The sequence below is a fragment of the Streptomyces sp. DSM 40868 genome, from assembly GCF_011820545.1.
Classification (GTDB): Bacteria; Actinomycetota; Actinomycetes; order Streptomycetales; family Streptomycetaceae; genus Streptomyces; species Streptomyces eurythermus.
This window is the reverse complement of the sequence record NZ_CP050504.1, coordinates 811,585-827,235: the sequence shown is the minus strand read 5'-3', so window position 1 is coordinate 827,235 and position 15,651 is coordinate 811,585. Positions and strand designations below refer to the sequence as shown.

The following is a 15,651-nucleotide window of genomic DNA, read 5'->3' as shown; positions in this document are numbered from 1 at the left end:
GAGCCCTCGCACGCCGTTCCCACCGGGCGGACCAGGCGGGTCCCGAAGCGTTCGGCGTTCACCACTTCCTGCGTCGCTCGCCCACGGCCTGGAGGGCTGCCGCAAGCTGTTCGTGGACGCCCGCAAGGACCGCCGTTCGCCTCACGTGCGCTCGCGGCGATCGTGCACCCGTCCGAGCCTGCGGCCCAACAGCAGGTAACCGGCCAATGCTCCGGACGTGTTGAGGATGACGTCGTCCACGTCGAAGACCCGTCCGGTGACCAGGGAACCCTGGGCCATCTCCACCAGCAGCATCACCGTGGCGGTCGACAGCATCACCCGCCAGAACCCCCGGGCCCCCGGGGCGAGCACCGGCAGCAGTACCCCGAACGGCACGCCCAGCAGGAGGTTGCCGCCTATCTGCTTGACGGTGTCCCGCAGTTCAGGCTGGTCCAGATAGGCTTTGAGGGAGCGGCCGGGGTGCAGATTGCTGTGCGCCAGGGAAGCCGAGGCCGGGGACGGCTCCAGGGTGATCTTGGCCAGTACGGCGGCGAAGGCCACCATGAAGACGAAGGCGCAGAGCATCGCCAATGCCCGTACCGGCCACGGGAGCACGTGCCGACGGCGGGAACGGCGGACCGTCGTTTCCTCGACGGCCCCCGCCGCGGAGGCCGCACGGGCGTCGCCCGCCCTGTCCGCCCTCGTGTCCCGGGCACGGCCGCCCCACCGCCGCGCCCACACCCTCGGGAACAGTCCGCCGTTCCCGGTCGCCTTCGTCACCGGGTTTCTGTCGGTGCCCTCGGGAGAATGTGCCTGCGACCTGATCCGGCCCCGGAGGCCGAACCTGGCGAGGGGACTCGTTCGGGGCGCGCGTCCGCGAGAGGCCGCGCGTGAGGACAAGGCGATGCGGGTCATTCGGTCCTCCAGTCGTCAAGGACCCTGCGTCGCAGGGCGGTTGTCCGCGAGTCCGGCGGCTCGTGCCGGCGGTCATCACCTGGAGAAGATGCGCACCCCTTCGGATCCGGGAGGAACGCGGCGGGCTCGTCGGCGTACAGGGTGCGGGGGCCGTGCAGGGCATCCGGCGGGCACTCGGCGGCCTTCTCCAGGTCGACGACGACCTCGAACGTGCGGTTCGGCTGGGGCGAACAGCAGCACACGCGCCGGTCCCGAGGCGGTCACCGTCGTCGCCCAACGGGGCACGAACAGACGGGAAGCGGTCATCCGGCAGCCCCTCCTTCCTGTCCTCCGGGTGCCCCGATTCCGTACCGGACACGCGGCACGGAGGAACTGGTGCGGAGGAGGTTCCGCGGCCTCCGACGATACCGACGACACCCGGCCGTTCACGGCAAGAAGGCCGTGGGTAGCCTGTGGCGCGACCGTCCACGGACGGACCGCTGTCGCGGTCCCGGCGACGGAACGGCCCTCGGCGGCCCGGGAGAACACCGCTGGACCGACGTGCCGTGCCCGGCGGCCCCGCGCCGGTGTCAGGGTTTCCGGGTGACCGTCGAAGTCACCGGACGGGCCGTCATGCCGCGTCCAGCGTCTCCGCGGGACGAGAACACCGTGTCGGCAGACCAGGGATCCGGCCTGCCGACACGGTGTGGGGAGCCGGTCAGCGGCGACCGGTCTCCTTGAGCGACTCCTTGTTCTCGCGGGCCTTTCCCACGGCCTCGGCGGCGTCGCCCTTGGCGACCAGCTCGGTGTTTCCGATGGCCCGTCCGGCCGCCTGCGCGATCTTGCCGACGGCCTGCTCGGCCTTGGCCCGCGCCTTCTCACTGGCGGTCATGGTCAACCCTTCTTCCGTTTCGGCAGGTCGTTCCGGCTGGCGCATGTCCCCGCACGGCGCAGGCAAACCCGGATCGCGGATCCGCGACGCGTCATCGGCAGGGTGCCGCTGTGGTGCGGCAACCGCCCGGAAGGGGGAATCGTGCGCGGCGTGCGTATGCCCCGTCCACGCGTGAAGTTAACTCGCGTTCTGTGTGCTTGTAGTGGTGAGGCAAGGGCATCCGGTGGCCAGGAGGTTGATGACGATGGTTCCCCTGCTTCTGGTTCTTCTGCTGGCCCTGATCCTCTTCGGCGCGGGTTTCGCACTGAAGGCGCTCTGGTGGATCGCGGTGATCGTGCTGGTGCTGTGGCTCCTGGGCTTCGTCGTGCGGTCCGCGGACAGTACGGGCCGCAAGGGGCGCTGGTATCGCTGGTAGGTACCGGCGCACGGCGCGAGAAGCGCGGTTCACAGCGAAGGACGGGGTCCGGCCGGTGACGGCCGGACCCCACGTCGTGCGAGAGGGCCCGCCCTGCCCGACGACCGGGCGCATGCGGCGTGTCAAACGCCCCACGGGGTACGTGTGTACTGCACCGGTCCCGCGGAAGCAGCAGTGGGAACCTGCGCCTCCTGGCTCAGCGGGGCCGGTGCCTGCCGCAGTCGGCTCGGGGGTTCCGCGCCCGGGGCAGCGTCGACTGCTTTTGTGACGCCCGGCAGCCTGGGTGCCGGACTGGGCGAGCAGCGCGGTGAAGACCCTTCTCCCACGTGCCGTCGACGGCCCACTCCCGCAGCCCTAGGTGTCGTCGGTGCGGGCGCCGCGGGTGGCGCCCGCCGAGGCGGCCACCACGCACAGCACCGCGATCCACTGTGTCCAGTGCAGCGACTCCTGGAGGACGACCAGGCCGATGAGGGCCGCCATCGCCGGTTCCAGGCTCATCAGGATCCCGAACACATGCGGCGGGACCTTGCGGAGTGCTTCCAGGTCGAGCGAGTACGGGATCACCGAGGAGAGCAGTGCCACACCGAGGCCCGCGACCAGGATCCAGGGCCGTACCAGCGCCGTTCCGCTGTCGGCGACGCCGAACGGCACGGCCACCAGGGCCGCGACGGCCATGCCCAGAGCCAGGCCGTGGCCCTCCGTGGTGTGGCGGCCCAGCGCCGCGCCGACCAGGATGTACAGGCCCCAGCACGTTCCCGCCGCGAGGGCGAACAGCAGACCGACCGGATCGAGGTCGCCGCCTCCCTCCATCAGCAGGACGACACCGCCCGCCGCGAGCAGGGCCCACAGCGCGTCCAGCCAGCGCCTGGACCCGGCCAGGGCCACCGCCAGCGGTCCGAGGAACTCGGTGGTGACCGCGATCCCCAGGGGAATGCGGGCCAGCGCCAGGTAGAAGCACAGGTTCATCAGGCCGAGCGTCACGCCGTAGCCGAGTACGACCGCCCATGTGCGGCGAGGGATGCGCAGCGACGGCCGCCACAGCAGCATCAGCACCACCGCTGCGAAGAACAGGCGCAACGCGACCGTCCCGAAGCTGCCCACCGCGTCGAACAGGTGCTTGGCCAGGGCCGAGCCCACCTGAACGCTGACAACGCCGAGCAGTACCAGGGCGGTTGGCGGGATGGCGCCGAAGCCGCGTCCGGCCAGTGCGGACAGGGAGGACCGGGGGGACGGGCGGCGTTCCGCCCCGTCGACGCTCATGATGGCCACGCGTGGATTATGGACGCCCCGGTTTCGCGCGGCACCTGATTTTCCGGCGCCGGACCGCCGCGGGACGAGGGTGAACCGCGCTGCCGATTCCCGTCAGCTTCTTTCCCGTCGGTCCGCCGCCGGAGCACACGGGGCCCGGTGCCGCTGGTCACCGGACGCGTCGAACGCGAGGAACTTCGCGGACTTCTCGGCGAGTACGGCGGCGAAGAACGCGGGCGCCTCCTCGCCGAGCATCCGGTACAGCGCCACCAGGCTGGTGATCGCGGTGTCCGCGACTTCCTCCTGTACCTGCCGCCATGTGTGGCTCCGGCCCTTTCTGGGGTTGGTGCCCCAGGCGCCGATCACCGCCTGTGCGGTCTCGCCGGCCTCCTCGGAGATCTTGAGCGCTTGCAGCGTCCACTGCTGCTCCGGCGTCATCCCGCGCTCGGTGTCCAGGCTGGTGAAGAACGCGGCCAGGCGGCCGATGTCGTCCCATGGCGGTGCGTCCGGGGGAACGGGTCCTTCGGGGATGCTCATAGGCGTTCGCACTCCTTGGAGTTCCGCCGGCTCGGGGGCCGGACACGCGTTCATGATGGCAGGCGGCCACTGCGGCCGCGATCCGATCCGCGGCGCACACCCCTGCCACTTCACCAGCACCCCGAGGGCGTGGCCCGGAGCGGGCAACGGCCCCCGCGCACGCGGCCGGTGCGGTCGGTCAGCGGACGCGGCGCAGGGCCTCCGGCGTGAGGTCGGCGAGGGTGGGATAGCCGTCGACGGCCATGAGGAGGTCGGTCTCGGCGAGCAAGGCGCGCAGGACGTGGACGATGCCGTCGGTGCCGCCGAGGGCCGCGCCGTAGGCATAGGGGCGGCCGATGCCCACGGCCGTGGCGCCCAGGGCGACGGCCTTGACGACGTCGGCTCCGGTACGCACCCCGGAGTCGAACAGCACGGGCAGGCCGTCGGCGGCCTCGACCACGGCGGGCAGGGCGTCGAGCGCGGGCAGGCCGCCGTTGGCCTGTCGGCCGCCGTGGTTGGAACAGTAGACGCCGTCCACACCGCCGTCCTTCGCGCGGCGGACGTCGTCGGGGTGGCAGATCCCCTTGAGGATCAGCGGCAGATCGGTCATCGACCGCAGCCAAGGCAGGTCGTCCCAGGTGAGCGGGTTGCCGAAGAGCCGCACCCAGTGCAGCACGGCGGCCTCCGGATCGTCCTCGGGGGACTTGGCGAGCCGGGAGCGGAACACCGGGTCGGAGAAGTAGTTGGCCAGGCAGTGACCGCGCAGCTGGGGGAAGTTGGCGGTCGCCAGATCACGCGGTCGCCAGCCGGGGATCCAGGTGTCGAGGGTGACCACGATGCCCCGGAACCCGGCGGCCTCCGCCCGCTGCACCAGGCTCTCGGCCACCTCCCGGTCGGTGGGCGTGTAGAGCTGGAAGAAGCCGGGCGTGTCGCCGAACTCCGGGGCCACCTCCTCCATCGGGTCGACCGTGAGGGTGGAGGCGACCATGGGCACGCCGGTACGGGCGGAGGCCCGCGCGGCGGCGAGATCACCGTGGCCGTCCTGGGCGCACAGCCCGATCACCCCGACCGGCGCCATGAACAGCGGCGTGGCCAGCCGCATGCCGAACAGGTCGACCGACAGATCGCGCCGGGTGGGGCTCACCATCATCCGCGGCACGAGTCCCCACCCCTCGAACGCGGTGACGTTCGCCCGCTGGGTGTGCTCGTCGCCGGCCCCGCCGGCCACGTACGAACGCACCGACGGCGACATCGCCGCCTGGGCCTGTGCTTCGAGGTCCGCGTAGGTCATCGGCAGGCTGGGCACCTCTCCGCGCAGCCCGTCGAGGTAGATCTCGTACTGGTAGTCGGCGTAGGACATGATCCGGCTCCCCGGTGCTTCGCTGTTTCCGGTACGACCCGTCGGCACGGGCTTCGAGCCCCACAGCGGAAGCAACGGCCCCTCAGACCCACGGAACGCAGAGTTCCCGCCCAACATATGCCCCGTACGCCAGCTGATGTGACGTCATGTTTCCATGCTCCTGCCTCCATTGCGGCTCCTCGGGCCCTCCGGATAGATTCCCTGCTCGCCAAGTCGTTCGGGTCGAGTGGTGCCGGGGTCCGGCCGCGAACCGAACGTGCCGGTTCCGGCGGTGGCGAGGAGGGGGCACGTGAGCGGACATCACGACGAAGGTCACACGGTGGCAGGATGGACCGGCTGCGCCGTGGCGACCATGGGCACCGCGGTCATCGGTCTCGGCATCTGCGGCTGGCGTCCGGGAATCTGGCTGGGCCTGGCCCTCACGGCGGCGGCGGTGGTCGTCACCTGGGTCCTCCATCTCGCCGGCTGGGGCAAGCCGCCCGGGGTACGGCCGGCCGACCAGCACCCCCTGGGCGTGCGGGACCGGTCCGCCCGGCAGGGCCACGCGGGCTGTGTCGCCTGCCGGCTCGCCGGACGACGCGCGGCCCGGGCCCCTGCGAAGGCGGTGCCCGAGCCCGCCCCCGAAACGGCGGGCATCGAGACGGCGGGCGCCGGCGCGGACCTACCGGCCTGAGCGTCCGAGGGAACCTACCCCAGGCCCGGGCCACCGGCCGCCGCACGCGGCGACCGACCCGGGCCTGACCTCTCCTGCGGACACGACCTCAGCGCGCGTACCTCGCGCGTGCCCGTGTCCCCGCCTGACTCGAGAGCGTACGTCGCCTGAGCCCGTACCCTCTCGCGCGCACGCATCGCCTGTTGTCCCGGCCCCGCCGACGCGCGCCCGACGCGCGTACGGTGTCCGACGCGGCGGCGGCCCGTCCGCGCGGCACGGCTGTGACGGCCTACTCGCCTGCCACGGCGTCCAGCGCCGGCGCGATGACCGCGAAGCATCCGTCGGTCAGTGCGGCGGGGTCCCCCGTGCCGTCGCTCTCGCTCCACTGTTGCAGCACCGTGTGGAAGGCGGTCAGCGCCATCCCGGCGGCCAGGCGTGGGTACAGCTCCGTCGCCGGATCGAGGCCGAGGCGTTCGGCCACCACGGCCGCCAGCTCCTCGCGCCACTGGGCCTGGCGTTCGAGGAAGCGGGCGAGCAGGGCGGGGGTATCGAGGATCAACTGCACGACGCGCAGGGTCCGTTCGGTCTGACCCGCGCAGGCGTCGATGGACCGCCATACCGTGTGCCGCAGGGCGGTGGACGGCGGTTCGGACGCCGGACGGCTCGCCAGTTCCTCCCGCATGGCCGCGCCCAGTCCGGTCAGGAACTGGACGACCACGTCCTCCTTGGAGGCGAAGTACCGGAAGAACGTCCGCTTGGACACCCCCGCGGCGGCGGCGATCTCGTCCACCGTGACCGCGTCGAACCCGCCGCGCGCCAGCAGCCCCAGCGCCGCCTGGGTCAACTCGTCGGCGACGAGCTGCCGCTTGCGCTGGGCCAGGGTTTCCACGGGACGGGACGTCATCCCCCCATCGTATCCGCCGTGCCTTGCGCGGCTCACAGTGTCACCCTTGACACTCGGTGACACGTGGGGCACGGTGAGCCGTATGACGAGTCAGAAGAGCTGGACCGCCGACCGGATTCCGGACCAGGAGGGGCGGGTGTTCGTCGTCACGGGCGCGAACAGCGGCCTCGGTCTGGCGACCACCCTGGCACTCGCGCGCAAGGGCGCCCAGGTGATCCTCGCCGTCCGTGACGAGGACAAGGGGCGGCGAGCGGTCGCGCAGGCGACGGCCGGCGGATCCGGGGCCCGGCTGGAGGTGCGGCGGCTGGACCTGTCCGACCCGGACTCGGTCCGCGCGTTCGCCGACCGGCTGCGCGCCGACGGCGTGCGTCCCGACGTGCTCGTCAACAACGCCGGCCTGATGGCGCCGCCCAGGACGCTCACCGCCCAGGGCCAGGAGGTCCAGTTCGCCGCCAACCACCTCGGCCACTTCGCCCTCACCGGCCTGCTGCTCGACCTGCTGGCCCAGGGCGACGACCCCCGCGTGGTCACGGTGACCTCCGCCAACCACCGCATGGGCAGGATCTTCTTCGACGATCCGACGGGCGAGCGCACGTATTCGCCGATGGCGTACTACAACCAGTCCAAGCTCGCCAACGCCGTGTTCGGCCGGGAGCTGCACCGGCGGCTGAGCGCGGCCGGCAGCCCGGTCCGCAGCGTGCTCGCCCACCCCGGCTACACGGCCACCCGGCTGCAGACGGCCGCCCCTGTCGGCATGGTGAAGTTCCTCTTCGGCCGCCTGCTGCTGCCGCTCGCCCAGACCCCGGACCAGGGGGCCCTGCCCCAGCTGTACGCGGCCACCGCCGAGGACGTGCGCGGCGGCGAGCTGTACGGACCGGACGGCATGGCCGAACTGCGGGGCGCGCCGAAGCGGGTGGAGCTGGCGCCCCGGGCCGCCGACCCGGCCACCGCCGCCCGGCTGTGGGAGCTGTCGGAGGAACTGACCGGCGTGCGCTATGAGCTCCCGGCCGCGGCCTGACCCATGGACACCGGTGCCCCCGCCCAGCCGCACCGGGCCCAACCCCCTTGGCTGTCAAAGGACTTGCGTAAAACACTGAGTACGACAACTCATGCGCACCAGGTCGCCCCCTGGCAGGCTCCGCGACATGACGAGTGACACGGGGGCGCGGACCGCCCTGCATCTCCTGCTGGTCTGGGCGCTCATGGCGGTCGCGGTGCCGGTACTCGGCATGGCGCTGCTGGTGTCGGCCTGGGCCGCCGGGAACGGGGCGCTGGTGCCGGTCCTGGCCGTGGGCGTGCCGTTGTCACTGGTCCTGCTGTTCGCGGCGGCCGCACCGGTGAGGACCGTGGTGCCGCTGTGCGCCTCCGCGCCGAAGCGGCTCGGCTGGGCGGCCCTGGTCTTCGTCCTCGGCACACTCGGCGTCCTGGCGGGTCTGGCCGTCTACGACGAGGGTGTCTCCCTGGGCAGCACGGACACCCGCATCGCGTTGACCGGAGCACCGTACGCGGTGGCCGCCGCGTTCTTCGTGCCGAACCGACGGGTACGGCTCGGCGCGACGGCCGCCCTCGTCGCCGCGGTGGCCTACGGAGGCTTCATCGGCCCGGGCCAGGCGCGGCAGCACCGGCACACGGCGGAGGTCGCGCGGTACCGGGAGCACCAGGAACTCCTGTGCACGATCGACACGCCCTCCGGTATGCGGGCGACCCGCTCTCCGACGCGGATCTGGAGGGCCTGATGAGGGAAGAGGTGATCGTCCAAGGGAAGGGTCAGACGGTCTTGACCATGCCGCCGTCGATGACGTAGTCGGCGCCGGTGATGTTACCGGCCGCGCGGGAGAGGAGGAACACGATCAGAGCCGCCACCTCTTCGGGTTCGGTGATCCGGCCGGTGGTGATGCCGAAGGCGTCCGGGACCCGCTGGAGGAAGGCCGCGTGCTCCGCGCCGGCCCCGGCCGCCACCTTGGCGCCGAAACCGTCGGGGTCGTCCCAGACGGAGGTGCGGGTCACTCCGGGGAGACGGTGTTCACGCGTACGCCCTGGGGTCCGAACTCCTCGGCCAGCGACTTGCCCAGTGCGTTGAGGGCCGCCTTGGCCGCGCTGCAGGCGGCCGGGCCGGTGCCGGGCATGGGCGGAGACGGACGAGACGTTGACGTTCGAACCGCGGCGCTCGATCAGGCTGGGCAGGGCCGCGCGGCTGACGCGGACCGCACTGAGCAGGTGGAGGTCGAGAACGCGGGACCACCTGGTGTCATCGGTGGGCGTGAGGGTGCGGGCCGCGCCCACGACGCGGACCCCTTCGGCCGTCAGGGCCCGGACGGTGGCCGGCCCGATGCCCCACGGCCGGCACCGGTGACGACCACGGCCGGCACCGGTGACGACGGCCGTCTTGGAAGCGAGGCCGAGACGCATGACACTCCAGTTCTTGAACTGGAGGTACAAAATATGGGCAGCGGACACTCCGGAGGGAGCGAGCGCCACGGCTCGGCTCAGAAGGAGTCGACGGTCGCGTCGATCACCCGGGCGAGCCGGTCGGAGCCTTCGGCGATGCGCGCCATGAAACGCAGGCCCATGGCCGTGTTGAGCAGCAGACTGCCCAGAGCCACGGGATCCCGGCCGGGCGCGATCTCTCCCGAGCGCTGTCCTTCCTCGATCAGCGCCCGGAAGGCGTCCTCCGTCCGGTCGAACATGCGCCGGACGAGTTCCGCCGCCGTCTCGTCCGTGCGCGCCAGTTCCGCCGCCACGTTCACGGCCATGCAGCCGCGGCGGTCCGGGGCGGCGAGGTCCGGTTCGGCGAGGAACTCCAGCGCCTTGCGCAGCCGCGCCTTGACCGGGCCGGGTTCCTCGAGCATCTCCAGGAGGATGACGGCCTGGCTGTCGCGATAGCGGCGGAGCGCCTGCTCGAACAAGGCGTGCTTGCTGCCGAAGGTGTTGTAGAGACTGCCCTTGCCGATGCCGAGCGCGTCGACGAGGTCCTGCGGAGTGGTTCCGGCGTACCCCTTCCGCCAGAACACGTCCATGGCCTGCTCGACGGCTGTGTCCGGATCGAACTGCTTGGGCCTTCCCATGACCGGAACACCACCACCGTTTTTGATCTGGAGGTCAAAAACGGTGGAGTGCCGTCTTCAGCAAGGACACCGTGAACGGATGCTCCGGCGAGCCGAGGACCCGCTGCGCGGGCCCCTCCTCCACGACCTCGCCGCCGTCCAGTACGGCGATACGGGCCGCCAGCGCGGCGGCCGTACCGAGGTCGTGGGTGATCAGGACCAGCGACAGGTCCCGCCGCTCGCGCAGCAGGCCGGCGAGCGTGTCGAGGATGCCCCGGCGGGTCACCGTGTCGAGCCCGGAGGTGATCTCGTCGCAGATCAGCACGCGGGGCCGGGCGAGCAGGGCCCGGGCGAGGGCGGCCCGCTGGAGTTCCCCGCCGGACAACCGTGCCGGCCCGCGCCGTACCTGCCGCTCGGTGAGCCCGAGCCCGGTCATGGTGGCCACCGCCTCGGCCAGGGCGTCCGCCTCCGCCGCTCCCCGCAGCCGCACCGCCGTGCGCGCCACCTGCGCCAGCACCGGGCGGTGCTCGTCGAAGGCGGCCCGGGCGTCCTGGAAGACGTACTGGACGGCGGCCAGTTGGGCGCGCGTACGGTCCCGCAGGCTGCGCGGGAGCGGTGCGCCCTCGAGGAGCAGCTCCCCGTCGTGACCCCGGTGCAGGCCCGCCAGACAGCGCGCCAGGGTGGTCTTTCCGCTGCCCGAGCGGCCGACCACGGCCAGGCACTCGCCGGCGCGGAGGGCGAGCGCGGGGGTGCGGAGCACCGTGGTCCGGCCGTGCCGGGCGGTCAGGCCGCGCACCCGGAGCACCTCCTCTCCGGCGTCCGGGAGCCCGGTGCGCTCCGCCGGGCCGTCCGCCGCCAGCAGCTCGGCCGTCCAGGGGTGCCGCGGCGCAGGCCACAGGCGGTCCACCGGGCCGGACTCCACCACGCGGCCGTCGCGCAGGACGAGGACCTCGTCGGCCAACGCCCGTACCACGTCCAGGTCGTGGCTGAGCAGGACGACGGCGATGCCCTGGCGGGCGACCGCCGCGAGCTGCTCCACGACGCGCCGCTTCGTCAGCGCGTCCTGGCCCGTGGTCGGCTCGTCGGCCACCACCACCCGGGCACCGAGCAGCAGCGCCTGGGCCAGGACGACGCGCTGCTGCTGGCCGCCCGACAGCTGATGGGGATAACGCCGCAACACCGCCTCCGGGTCCGGGAGCTGGGCCAGCGACAGGGCCCGCAGGACGCGCTGGTGCGCGGCGGCCCGACGCTCCGGCCGGGGCAGTGCGCGGACCCGCGTACGGGCGATGTCCCGCAGCAGCGCGCCGACGCGGCGCGCCGGGTTGAGGACGGCGCCCGGGTGCTGGGGCACATAGCCGACCAGCCCGTCGGGGGCCCGTACCTCACCGGTGACACGGGCACCGGCCGGGTACTCGCCCAGCAGCGCCAGGCCCGTGGTCGTCTTGCCGCTTCCGGAGGCACCCACCAGGGCGGTGACCTTTCCCGCCGTGACCCGCAGGCTCACTCCGTCGACGATCGCCCGGCCGTCGACCTCGACGCGCAGGTCCCTGATCTCGGCGACCGCGTTCATGTGCGTCTCCTCTTCCCGAGCGCCGCGTCGGCGAGCAGGTTGCCGCCCATGGTGAGGGCGACGATCAGCAGGGCGGGCACCACCACGGCCCAGGGCTGGACGAACAGCCCGGTGCGGTTGCGGTCCACCATCACCGCCCAGTCGGCCGCGTCCGGCTCGACGCCCACGCCGAGGAACGCGGCGGTCGACACGAGGTAGAGCACCCCGGTGAGCCGTACGCCGGCGTCGGCGGCGAGCGTCCGCGCGACCGACCTGCCGACGTAGCCGACGGCCGTACGCCACCAGCTCTCGCCCTGCATGCGCAGCGCCTCGACCGCGGGCCGGGACGCCACCTCCTCCGCGGCGGCCCGTACGATCCGCGCGGCGTCCGGGATGTTGACCAGGGTCACCAGCAGCGAAAGACCCACCGCCCCCGGGGTGACGACGGAGGCGACGAGCAGGATCATCAGCAGCGACGGCACGGCGAGCAGCACGTCCAGGGGCCGCATCAGCAGCTCCTCCAGCCAGGCGCGGTGGGTGAGCGCGCCGATCAGCCCGAGGGGCAGGGCGACCAGGTACGCCAGCGCGGTCGCCGCGAGCGAGACCAATACCACGGACCGGCCGCCGAGCAGCACCTGCCGCCACACGTCCCGGCCGACGAAGTCGGTGCCCAGCCAGTGCCCGCCCCCGAGCGTGAAGGACGCGGCACGCGGCCCCGGATCCCCCGCGCACAGCGGCCCGAGCAGGGCCAGGAGCAGCGGTACGGCGACGACGAGCCCCCCGGCGACGAAACGCGACCTCATGCCGCCACCTCCGAACGCGGCGCGAAGCGGCGTGCGACCAGGTCGGCGCCCAGGTTCAGGACGACGGTCGTCACGCCGAAGACGACGGCCAGGCCCTGCACCACCGGGACGTCGCGTTCGGCGACGGCGTTCATCAGGACGGTGCCGAGCCCGGGTATCACATACAGCGCCTCCACCACGATGACCCCGCACAGCAGCCAGTCGACGGTCCGGGCGAGCTGCTGGGCGGCGGGCGCGACCGCGTTCGGCAGGGCGTGCCCGTACCGGACCCGGGCGCCCGGGACGCCGTAGCGCCGGGCCTGCGCGACGTACGGCGAGGCGAGCGCGTCGATCATCCCGGCCCGTACCAGGCGGGCCAGGGAGCACACCGGCCGGGACAGCAGCACCAGCACGGGCAGCACCAGCGCGGCGGGGTGGGCGAGGAGGTCGGTGCCGTACCCGACGGCGGTCGGCGGCAGCCAGCCCAGGCGCAGCGCGAACACCGTGGTCAGCAGCACACCGAAGGCGAACTCCGGCACCGCGTACGCGCCCAGCGTCACCGAGCTGACGAACCGGTCCACGAACCGCCCCTCGTGACGGGCCGCGAGCACGCCCAGACCGACACCGGCCGGCACCAGCAGCACCACCGTGAGGGAGGCGAGCAGCAGCGTCGGGCCGAAACCGTCGGTGATGTACGTGCTGACGGGCCGCCCCGAGACCAGCGACGTGCCGAAGTCGCCGTGCGGCAGCCCGCCCGCCCACTCCAGCAGCCGTTCGTGAGCCGGCCGGTCGAGGTGCATGGCCTGCCGGATGGCCGCGATCCGCTCCGGGTCCGGCTGGTCGCCGGCCAGGGCCACGGCGGCGTCGCCCGGCAGCGCCTCGGTCAGCGCGAAGACCAGCAGCACGACGGCCGCCGTCTGCGCGGCGCCGAGCAGCAGCCGCCGGACGGTCCAGGACGCGAGTCCCCTCACGCGAGCCACACCTTGTCGAAGCGCGCCCAGTCGAGGGAGTTGGCGGGCGCCCCGGCCGCGACCCCCCGGACGGTGCGGGCGGTGCCGATGATCCAGTCGGCGAACCCCCACACCAGGAAGCCGCCCTCGGCGTACAGGCGGCGCTGCATGCGCTCGTAGACGGCGGCGCGCTCCTGCTTGTCCTTCGTGGACTGGGCCTGCTGGTACAGGGCGTCGAAGTCCTTGTGGTGCCACTTGGTGGCGTTCGTGGTGGAACCGGTCAGCAGGCGCTGGGAGATGTGCGCCTCGATGGGCATGGCGCCGGAGCGGTAGGAGCAGAGGGTGCCGGAGTCGAGGATGTCCTTCCAGTAGCTGTCCTTGCTGCCGGTCCTGATCTCCACGGTGACGCCGGCCTCGGCGGCCTGGTCCCGGAAGATCGCGGCGGCCTCGGTGAACCCGGCGGCGACGGGCGAGGTGTCGAGGGTGACCCTCAGCTTCTCCGCGCCGGCCTGCCTCAGCAGCGCCTTGGCCCGGTCGAGGTCCCGCTCGCGCTGCGGGAGGCTCGCGGCGTAGTACTCGTAGCCCTTGCCGAACAGGTCGTTGCCGATCTCGCCCGTGCCGGACAGGGCGCCGTCGACCAGTTCCCTGCGGTCGGCCATCAGGAAGAACGCCTCGCGCACCCGCTTGTCGTCGAACGGCGGCCGGTCGGTCTTCATCGCGAAGGCCTGCATGACGCTGTTGCGCAGCCGCACGATCTCGATGTGTCCCTTGCCCTCGTGGGCGCGGGCGGTCGCGGGGTTCAGTTCGTGGGCGTACTCGACCTGGCCGCCGAGCAGGGCGTTGATCCGTGCCGACTCCTCGTTGGCGACGACGAACTCCACCTCGTCCAGGTACGGGGCGCCGTCCCAGTAGTCCTCGTTGCGCCGGAGGACGGCCGACTTGCCGGGCGCGAAGGAGACGAAGCGGAACGGGCCGCTGCCGACCGGCTCGCCGTCGAAATCCTGCTCGCCCCGCGGCACGATGTACGCGCCGAACGCGGCCAGCACGTTGGGGAACTCGGCGGTCGGCCGCTTCAGGACGAACTCGACGGTGCGCGGGTCCGGCGCCCGGCTCGCCTCGAGGTCGATGGGTTCCAGGGACGCCTTGGCGCGGAACGCCTTGCCGGGGTCGGCGATGCGGCGGTAGCTGTACAGCACGTCCTCGGCGGTGACGGGCCTGCCGTCGTGGAAGGCGGCCTCGCGGAGGGTGACCTTCCAGCGGTCCAGGCCCGCGTTCGGTTCCCACGCGGAGGCGAGGCGCGGCCGGGCGGACAGGTCGGCGCCGTAGTCCGCGAGCTTGTCGAAGAGGGCCTTGGCGCGGGCGACGTCGGCGAACAGGTTGGCGAGGTGCGGGTCGAGGGTCTCGGACGCGCCGCCGCCGGCGAACGCGGCCCGCAGCCGTCCGCCGCGCCTGGGTTTGCCGTCGCCCTCGCCGGCCGTGCCGGCGGGGCCGGAACCGGCGCAACCGGTGACGGTGAGCGCGCCGAGACAGGCCGTGGCCCCGGCCGCGGCGAGGAGGCCCCGGCGGCGCAGGCCGGGGAAGCGGAAGTCGTCGACTGGTGTCCGAGGGGAGTTCATGGCGTGTCCTTGGTGTGCCGTGCGAACGGATGTCCGCGTCGGGGGAGTTCAGGGGCGGTGGGCCAGGCGGGCGACGAGGTGCAGCCGGTCGGCGTCGGCCGTCTCGCCGGGCGGATCGCCCTCGCGCCACACGGGCTCGGTACGCGGGCCCGGCCCGTCGTGCAGGGCGAGCACCTCGAAACCGTGGGCGGCGAGGAACCGGCGCAGCTCCTGCGGGAAGAGCAGCCGCCACGCGGAGCGCTGCTCGACGGGCGGGGAGCCGTCGTCGGCGGTCCACACCCGGGTGCGGCACAGCAACTGCGCGGCCCGGTCCACGTACAGGCGGGTGGTGGAGCGGTAGCCGACCCCCTGCCACTCGAAGCCGTGGACGGCCGGGGTGTCGAGCAGCTCCGTACGGCCGAGGAAGAACGCGCCGTTGCGCATCTCGGCGACGAGCAGCCCGCCGGGCACCAGCGCGTGGCGGCACGCGGCCAGGCAGCCGTCGAGCTGCTCGTTGGTGTGGCAGTACAGCAGGGCGCTGTCCAGGCACACCACCGCGTCGAAGGCGCCCTTCCCGAGGTCGAAGCCGCGCAGGTCGGCCCGGACGTAGGCGGGCCCGGGATGGTGTGCGCGGGCGTACTCCAGCATGGCCTCCGAAAGATCGGCGCCCGTGACCGTACGGCCGGACGCGTGCAGGCGGGCCGCGTCCCGGCCGGTGCCGCAGCCCAGGTCCAGCACGCGCGGGCCGGGGGCCGCGTACCGGCGCAGGCAGTCCTCGGCCCAGCGCCCGGCGAGCCGTCCGGGATCGGGGAAACGCGCCTCGTACAGCGCCGGGTTGTCGGTGAGCAGGTTTCTCGAGAGCAGGTCGTCC

Annotated in this window: 16 protein-coding genes and 1 pseudogene; 4 read left to right on the top strand and 13 right to left on the bottom strand. The window is 72.9% G+C overall.

Annotated features, from left to right (window positions below; all coding sequences use genetic code 11):
* Positions 1-141: 141 nt before the first annotated feature.
* Complete coding sequence (locus HB370_RS41685; protein ID WP_051815241.1) at positions 142-594, bottom strand: VanZ family protein; 453 nt, start codon at positions 592-594, stop codon at positions 142-144.
* 997 nt (positions 595-1,591) lie between these two features.
* A complete protein-coding gene (locus HB370_RS03750) occupies positions 1,592-1,765 on the bottom strand; it encodes a CsbD family protein (protein ID WP_078637305.1) in 174 nt (57 codons plus the stop codon).
* A 244-nt stretch (positions 1,766-2,009) separates the two neighbouring features.
* Between HB370_RS03750 and HB370_RS03745 the strand changes: the two genes are divergently transcribed.
* Positions 2,010-2,180, top strand: a complete 171-nt coding sequence (locus HB370_RS03745) for a DUF5670 family protein (protein WP_030775946.1) — start codon at positions 2,010-2,012, stop codon at positions 2,178-2,180.
* 354 nt (positions 2,181-2,534) lie between these two features.
* On the opposite strand, the gene HB370_RS03740 is transcribed toward HB370_RS03745, so the two are convergent.
* From HB370_RS03740 to HB370_RS03730, 3 genes are all read right to left on the bottom strand, one after another.
* A complete protein-coding gene (locus HB370_RS03740) occupies positions 2,535-3,440 on the bottom strand; it encodes a DMT family transporter (protein ID WP_106980569.1) in 906 nt (301 codons plus the stop codon).
* Positions 3,441-3,542: 102 nt separating this feature from the next.
* The gene (locus tag HB370_RS03735) at positions 3,543-3,965 is read right to left on the bottom strand and encodes a MazG-like family protein (protein WP_051815242.1); all 423 of its coding nucleotides are present in this window, start codon (positions 3,963-3,965) and stop codon (positions 3,543-3,545) included.
* A 178-nt stretch (positions 3,966-4,143) separates the two neighbouring features.
* Positions 4,144-5,304 (bottom strand): lactate 2-monooxygenase, encoded by a 1,161-nt coding sequence (locus tag HB370_RS03730; RefSeq protein ID WP_030775954.1) that lies wholly within the window; start codon positions 5,302-5,304, stop codon positions 4,144-4,146.
* Between the two features lie 289 nt (positions 5,305-5,593).
* Between HB370_RS03730 and HB370_RS03725 the strand changes: the two genes are divergently transcribed.
* Positions 5,594-5,977, top strand: coding sequence for an HGxxPAAW family protein (locus HB370_RS03725; protein ID WP_030775956.1), 384 nt, complete (start codon positions 5,594-5,596; stop codon positions 5,975-5,977).
* 268 nt (positions 5,978-6,245) lie between these two features.
* Here HB370_RS03725 and HB370_RS03720 read toward each other — a convergent pair whose 3' ends face one another.
* Positions 6,246-6,860, bottom strand: coding sequence for a TetR family transcriptional regulator (locus HB370_RS03720; RefSeq protein WP_030775958.1), 615 nt, complete (start codon positions 6,858-6,860; stop codon positions 6,246-6,248).
* A gap of 82 nt (positions 6,861-6,942) precedes the next feature.
* Between HB370_RS03720 and HB370_RS03715 the strand changes: the two genes are divergently transcribed.
* Together HB370_RS03715 and HB370_RS03710 are read left to right on the top strand one after the other, a co-directional pair.
* Entirely contained in the window at positions 6,943-7,878 is a 936-nt protein-coding gene (locus HB370_RS03715; protein WP_030775961.1) for an oxidoreductase, read from the top strand.
* Between the two features lie 127 nt (positions 7,879-8,005).
* A complete protein-coding gene (locus HB370_RS03710; RefSeq protein ID WP_051815243.1) occupies positions 8,006-8,596 on the top strand; it encodes a hypothetical protein in 591 nt (196 codons plus the stop codon).
* 31 nt (positions 8,597-8,627) lie between these two features.
* On the opposite strand, the pseudogene HB370_RS03705 reads toward HB370_RS03710, so the two are convergent.
* The 7 genes and pseudogenes from HB370_RS03705 to HB370_RS03675 form a co-directional block, all read right to left on the bottom strand.
* Positions 8,628-9,269, bottom strand: a pseudogene (locus HB370_RS03705) (SDR family oxidoreductase).
* Between the two features lie 77 nt (positions 9,270-9,346).
* Entirely contained in the window at positions 9,347-9,925 is a 579-nt protein-coding gene (locus HB370_RS03700; protein WP_030775967.1) for a TetR/AcrR family transcriptional regulator, read from the bottom strand.
* A gap of 34 nt (positions 9,926-9,959) precedes the next feature.
* A complete protein-coding gene (locus HB370_RS03695; protein ID WP_037700195.1) occupies positions 9,960-11,474 on the bottom strand; it encodes an ATP-binding cassette domain-containing protein in 1,515 nt (504 codons plus the stop codon).
* The gene (locus HB370_RS03690; protein WP_030775972.1) at positions 11,471-12,256 is read right to left on the bottom strand and encodes an ABC transporter permease; all 786 of its coding nucleotides are present in this window, start codon (positions 12,254-12,256) and stop codon (positions 11,471-11,473) included. The genes HB370_RS03695 and HB370_RS03690 overlap by 4 nt, the downstream gene beginning before the upstream one ends.
* Positions 12,253-13,206 (bottom strand): ABC transporter permease, encoded by a 954-nt coding sequence (locus tag HB370_RS03685; RefSeq protein WP_030775975.1) that lies wholly within the window; start codon positions 13,204-13,206, stop codon positions 12,253-12,255. The genes HB370_RS03690 and HB370_RS03685 overlap by 4 nt, the downstream gene beginning before the upstream one ends.
* Positions 13,203-14,801, bottom strand: coding sequence for an ABC transporter substrate-binding protein (locus tag HB370_RS03680; protein ID WP_167512938.1), 1,599 nt, complete (start codon positions 14,799-14,801; stop codon positions 13,203-13,205). The genes HB370_RS03685 and HB370_RS03680 overlap by 4 nt, the downstream gene beginning before the upstream one ends.
* 48 nt (positions 14,802-14,849) lie before the next feature.
* A complete protein-coding gene (locus tag HB370_RS03675; RefSeq protein WP_030775982.1) occupies positions 14,850-15,644 on the bottom strand; it encodes a class I SAM-dependent methyltransferase in 795 nt (264 codons plus the stop codon).
* Between the last annotated feature and the right edge of the window lie 7 nt (positions 15,645-15,651).

Coding starts and splice junctions, on each gene's coding strand:
- HB370_RS03750 (WP_078637305.1), bottom strand. CDS start 1,765: ATGACCGCCAGTGAGAAGGCGCGGGCCAAGGCCGAGCAGGCCGTCGGC.
- HB370_RS03745 (WP_030775946.1), top strand. CDS start 2,010: ATGGTTCCCCTGCTTCTGGTTCTTCTGCTGGCCCTGATCCTCTTCGGC.
- HB370_RS03740 (WP_106980569.1), bottom strand. CDS start 3,440: ATGAGCGTCGACGGGGCGGAACGCCGCCCGTCCCCCCGGTCCTCCCTG.
- HB370_RS03735 (WP_051815242.1), bottom strand. CDS start 3,965: ATGAGCATCCCCGAAGGACCCGTTCCCCCGGACGCACCGCCATGGGAC.
- HB370_RS03730 (WP_030775954.1), bottom strand. CDS start 5,304: ATGTCCTACGCCGACTACCAGTACGAGATCTACCTCGACGGGCTGCGC.
- HB370_RS03720 (WP_030775958.1), bottom strand. CDS start 6,860: ATGACGTCCCGTCCCGTGGAAACCCTGGCCCAGCGCAAGCGGCAGCTC.
- HB370_RS03715 (WP_030775961.1), top strand. CDS start 6,943: ATGACGAGTCAGAAGAGCTGGACCGCCGACCGGATTCCGGACCAGGAG.
- HB370_RS03710 (WP_051815243.1), top strand. CDS start 8,006: ATGACGAGTGACACGGGGGCGCGGACCGCCCTGCATCTCCTGCTGGTC.
- HB370_RS03700 (WP_030775967.1), bottom strand. CDS start 9,925: ATGGGAAGGCCCAAGCAGTTCGATCCGGACACAGCCGTCGAGCAGGCC.
- HB370_RS03695 (WP_037700195.1), bottom strand. CDS start 11,474: ATGAACGCGGTCGCCGAGATCAGGGACCTGCGCGTCGAGGTCGACGGC.
- HB370_RS03690 (WP_030775972.1), bottom strand. CDS start 12,256: ATGAGGTCGCGTTTCGTCGCCGGGGGGCTCGTCGTCGCCGTACCGCTG.
- HB370_RS03680 (WP_167512938.1), bottom strand. CDS start 14,801: ATGAACTCCCCTCGGACACCAGTCGACGACTTCCGCTTCCCCGGCCTG.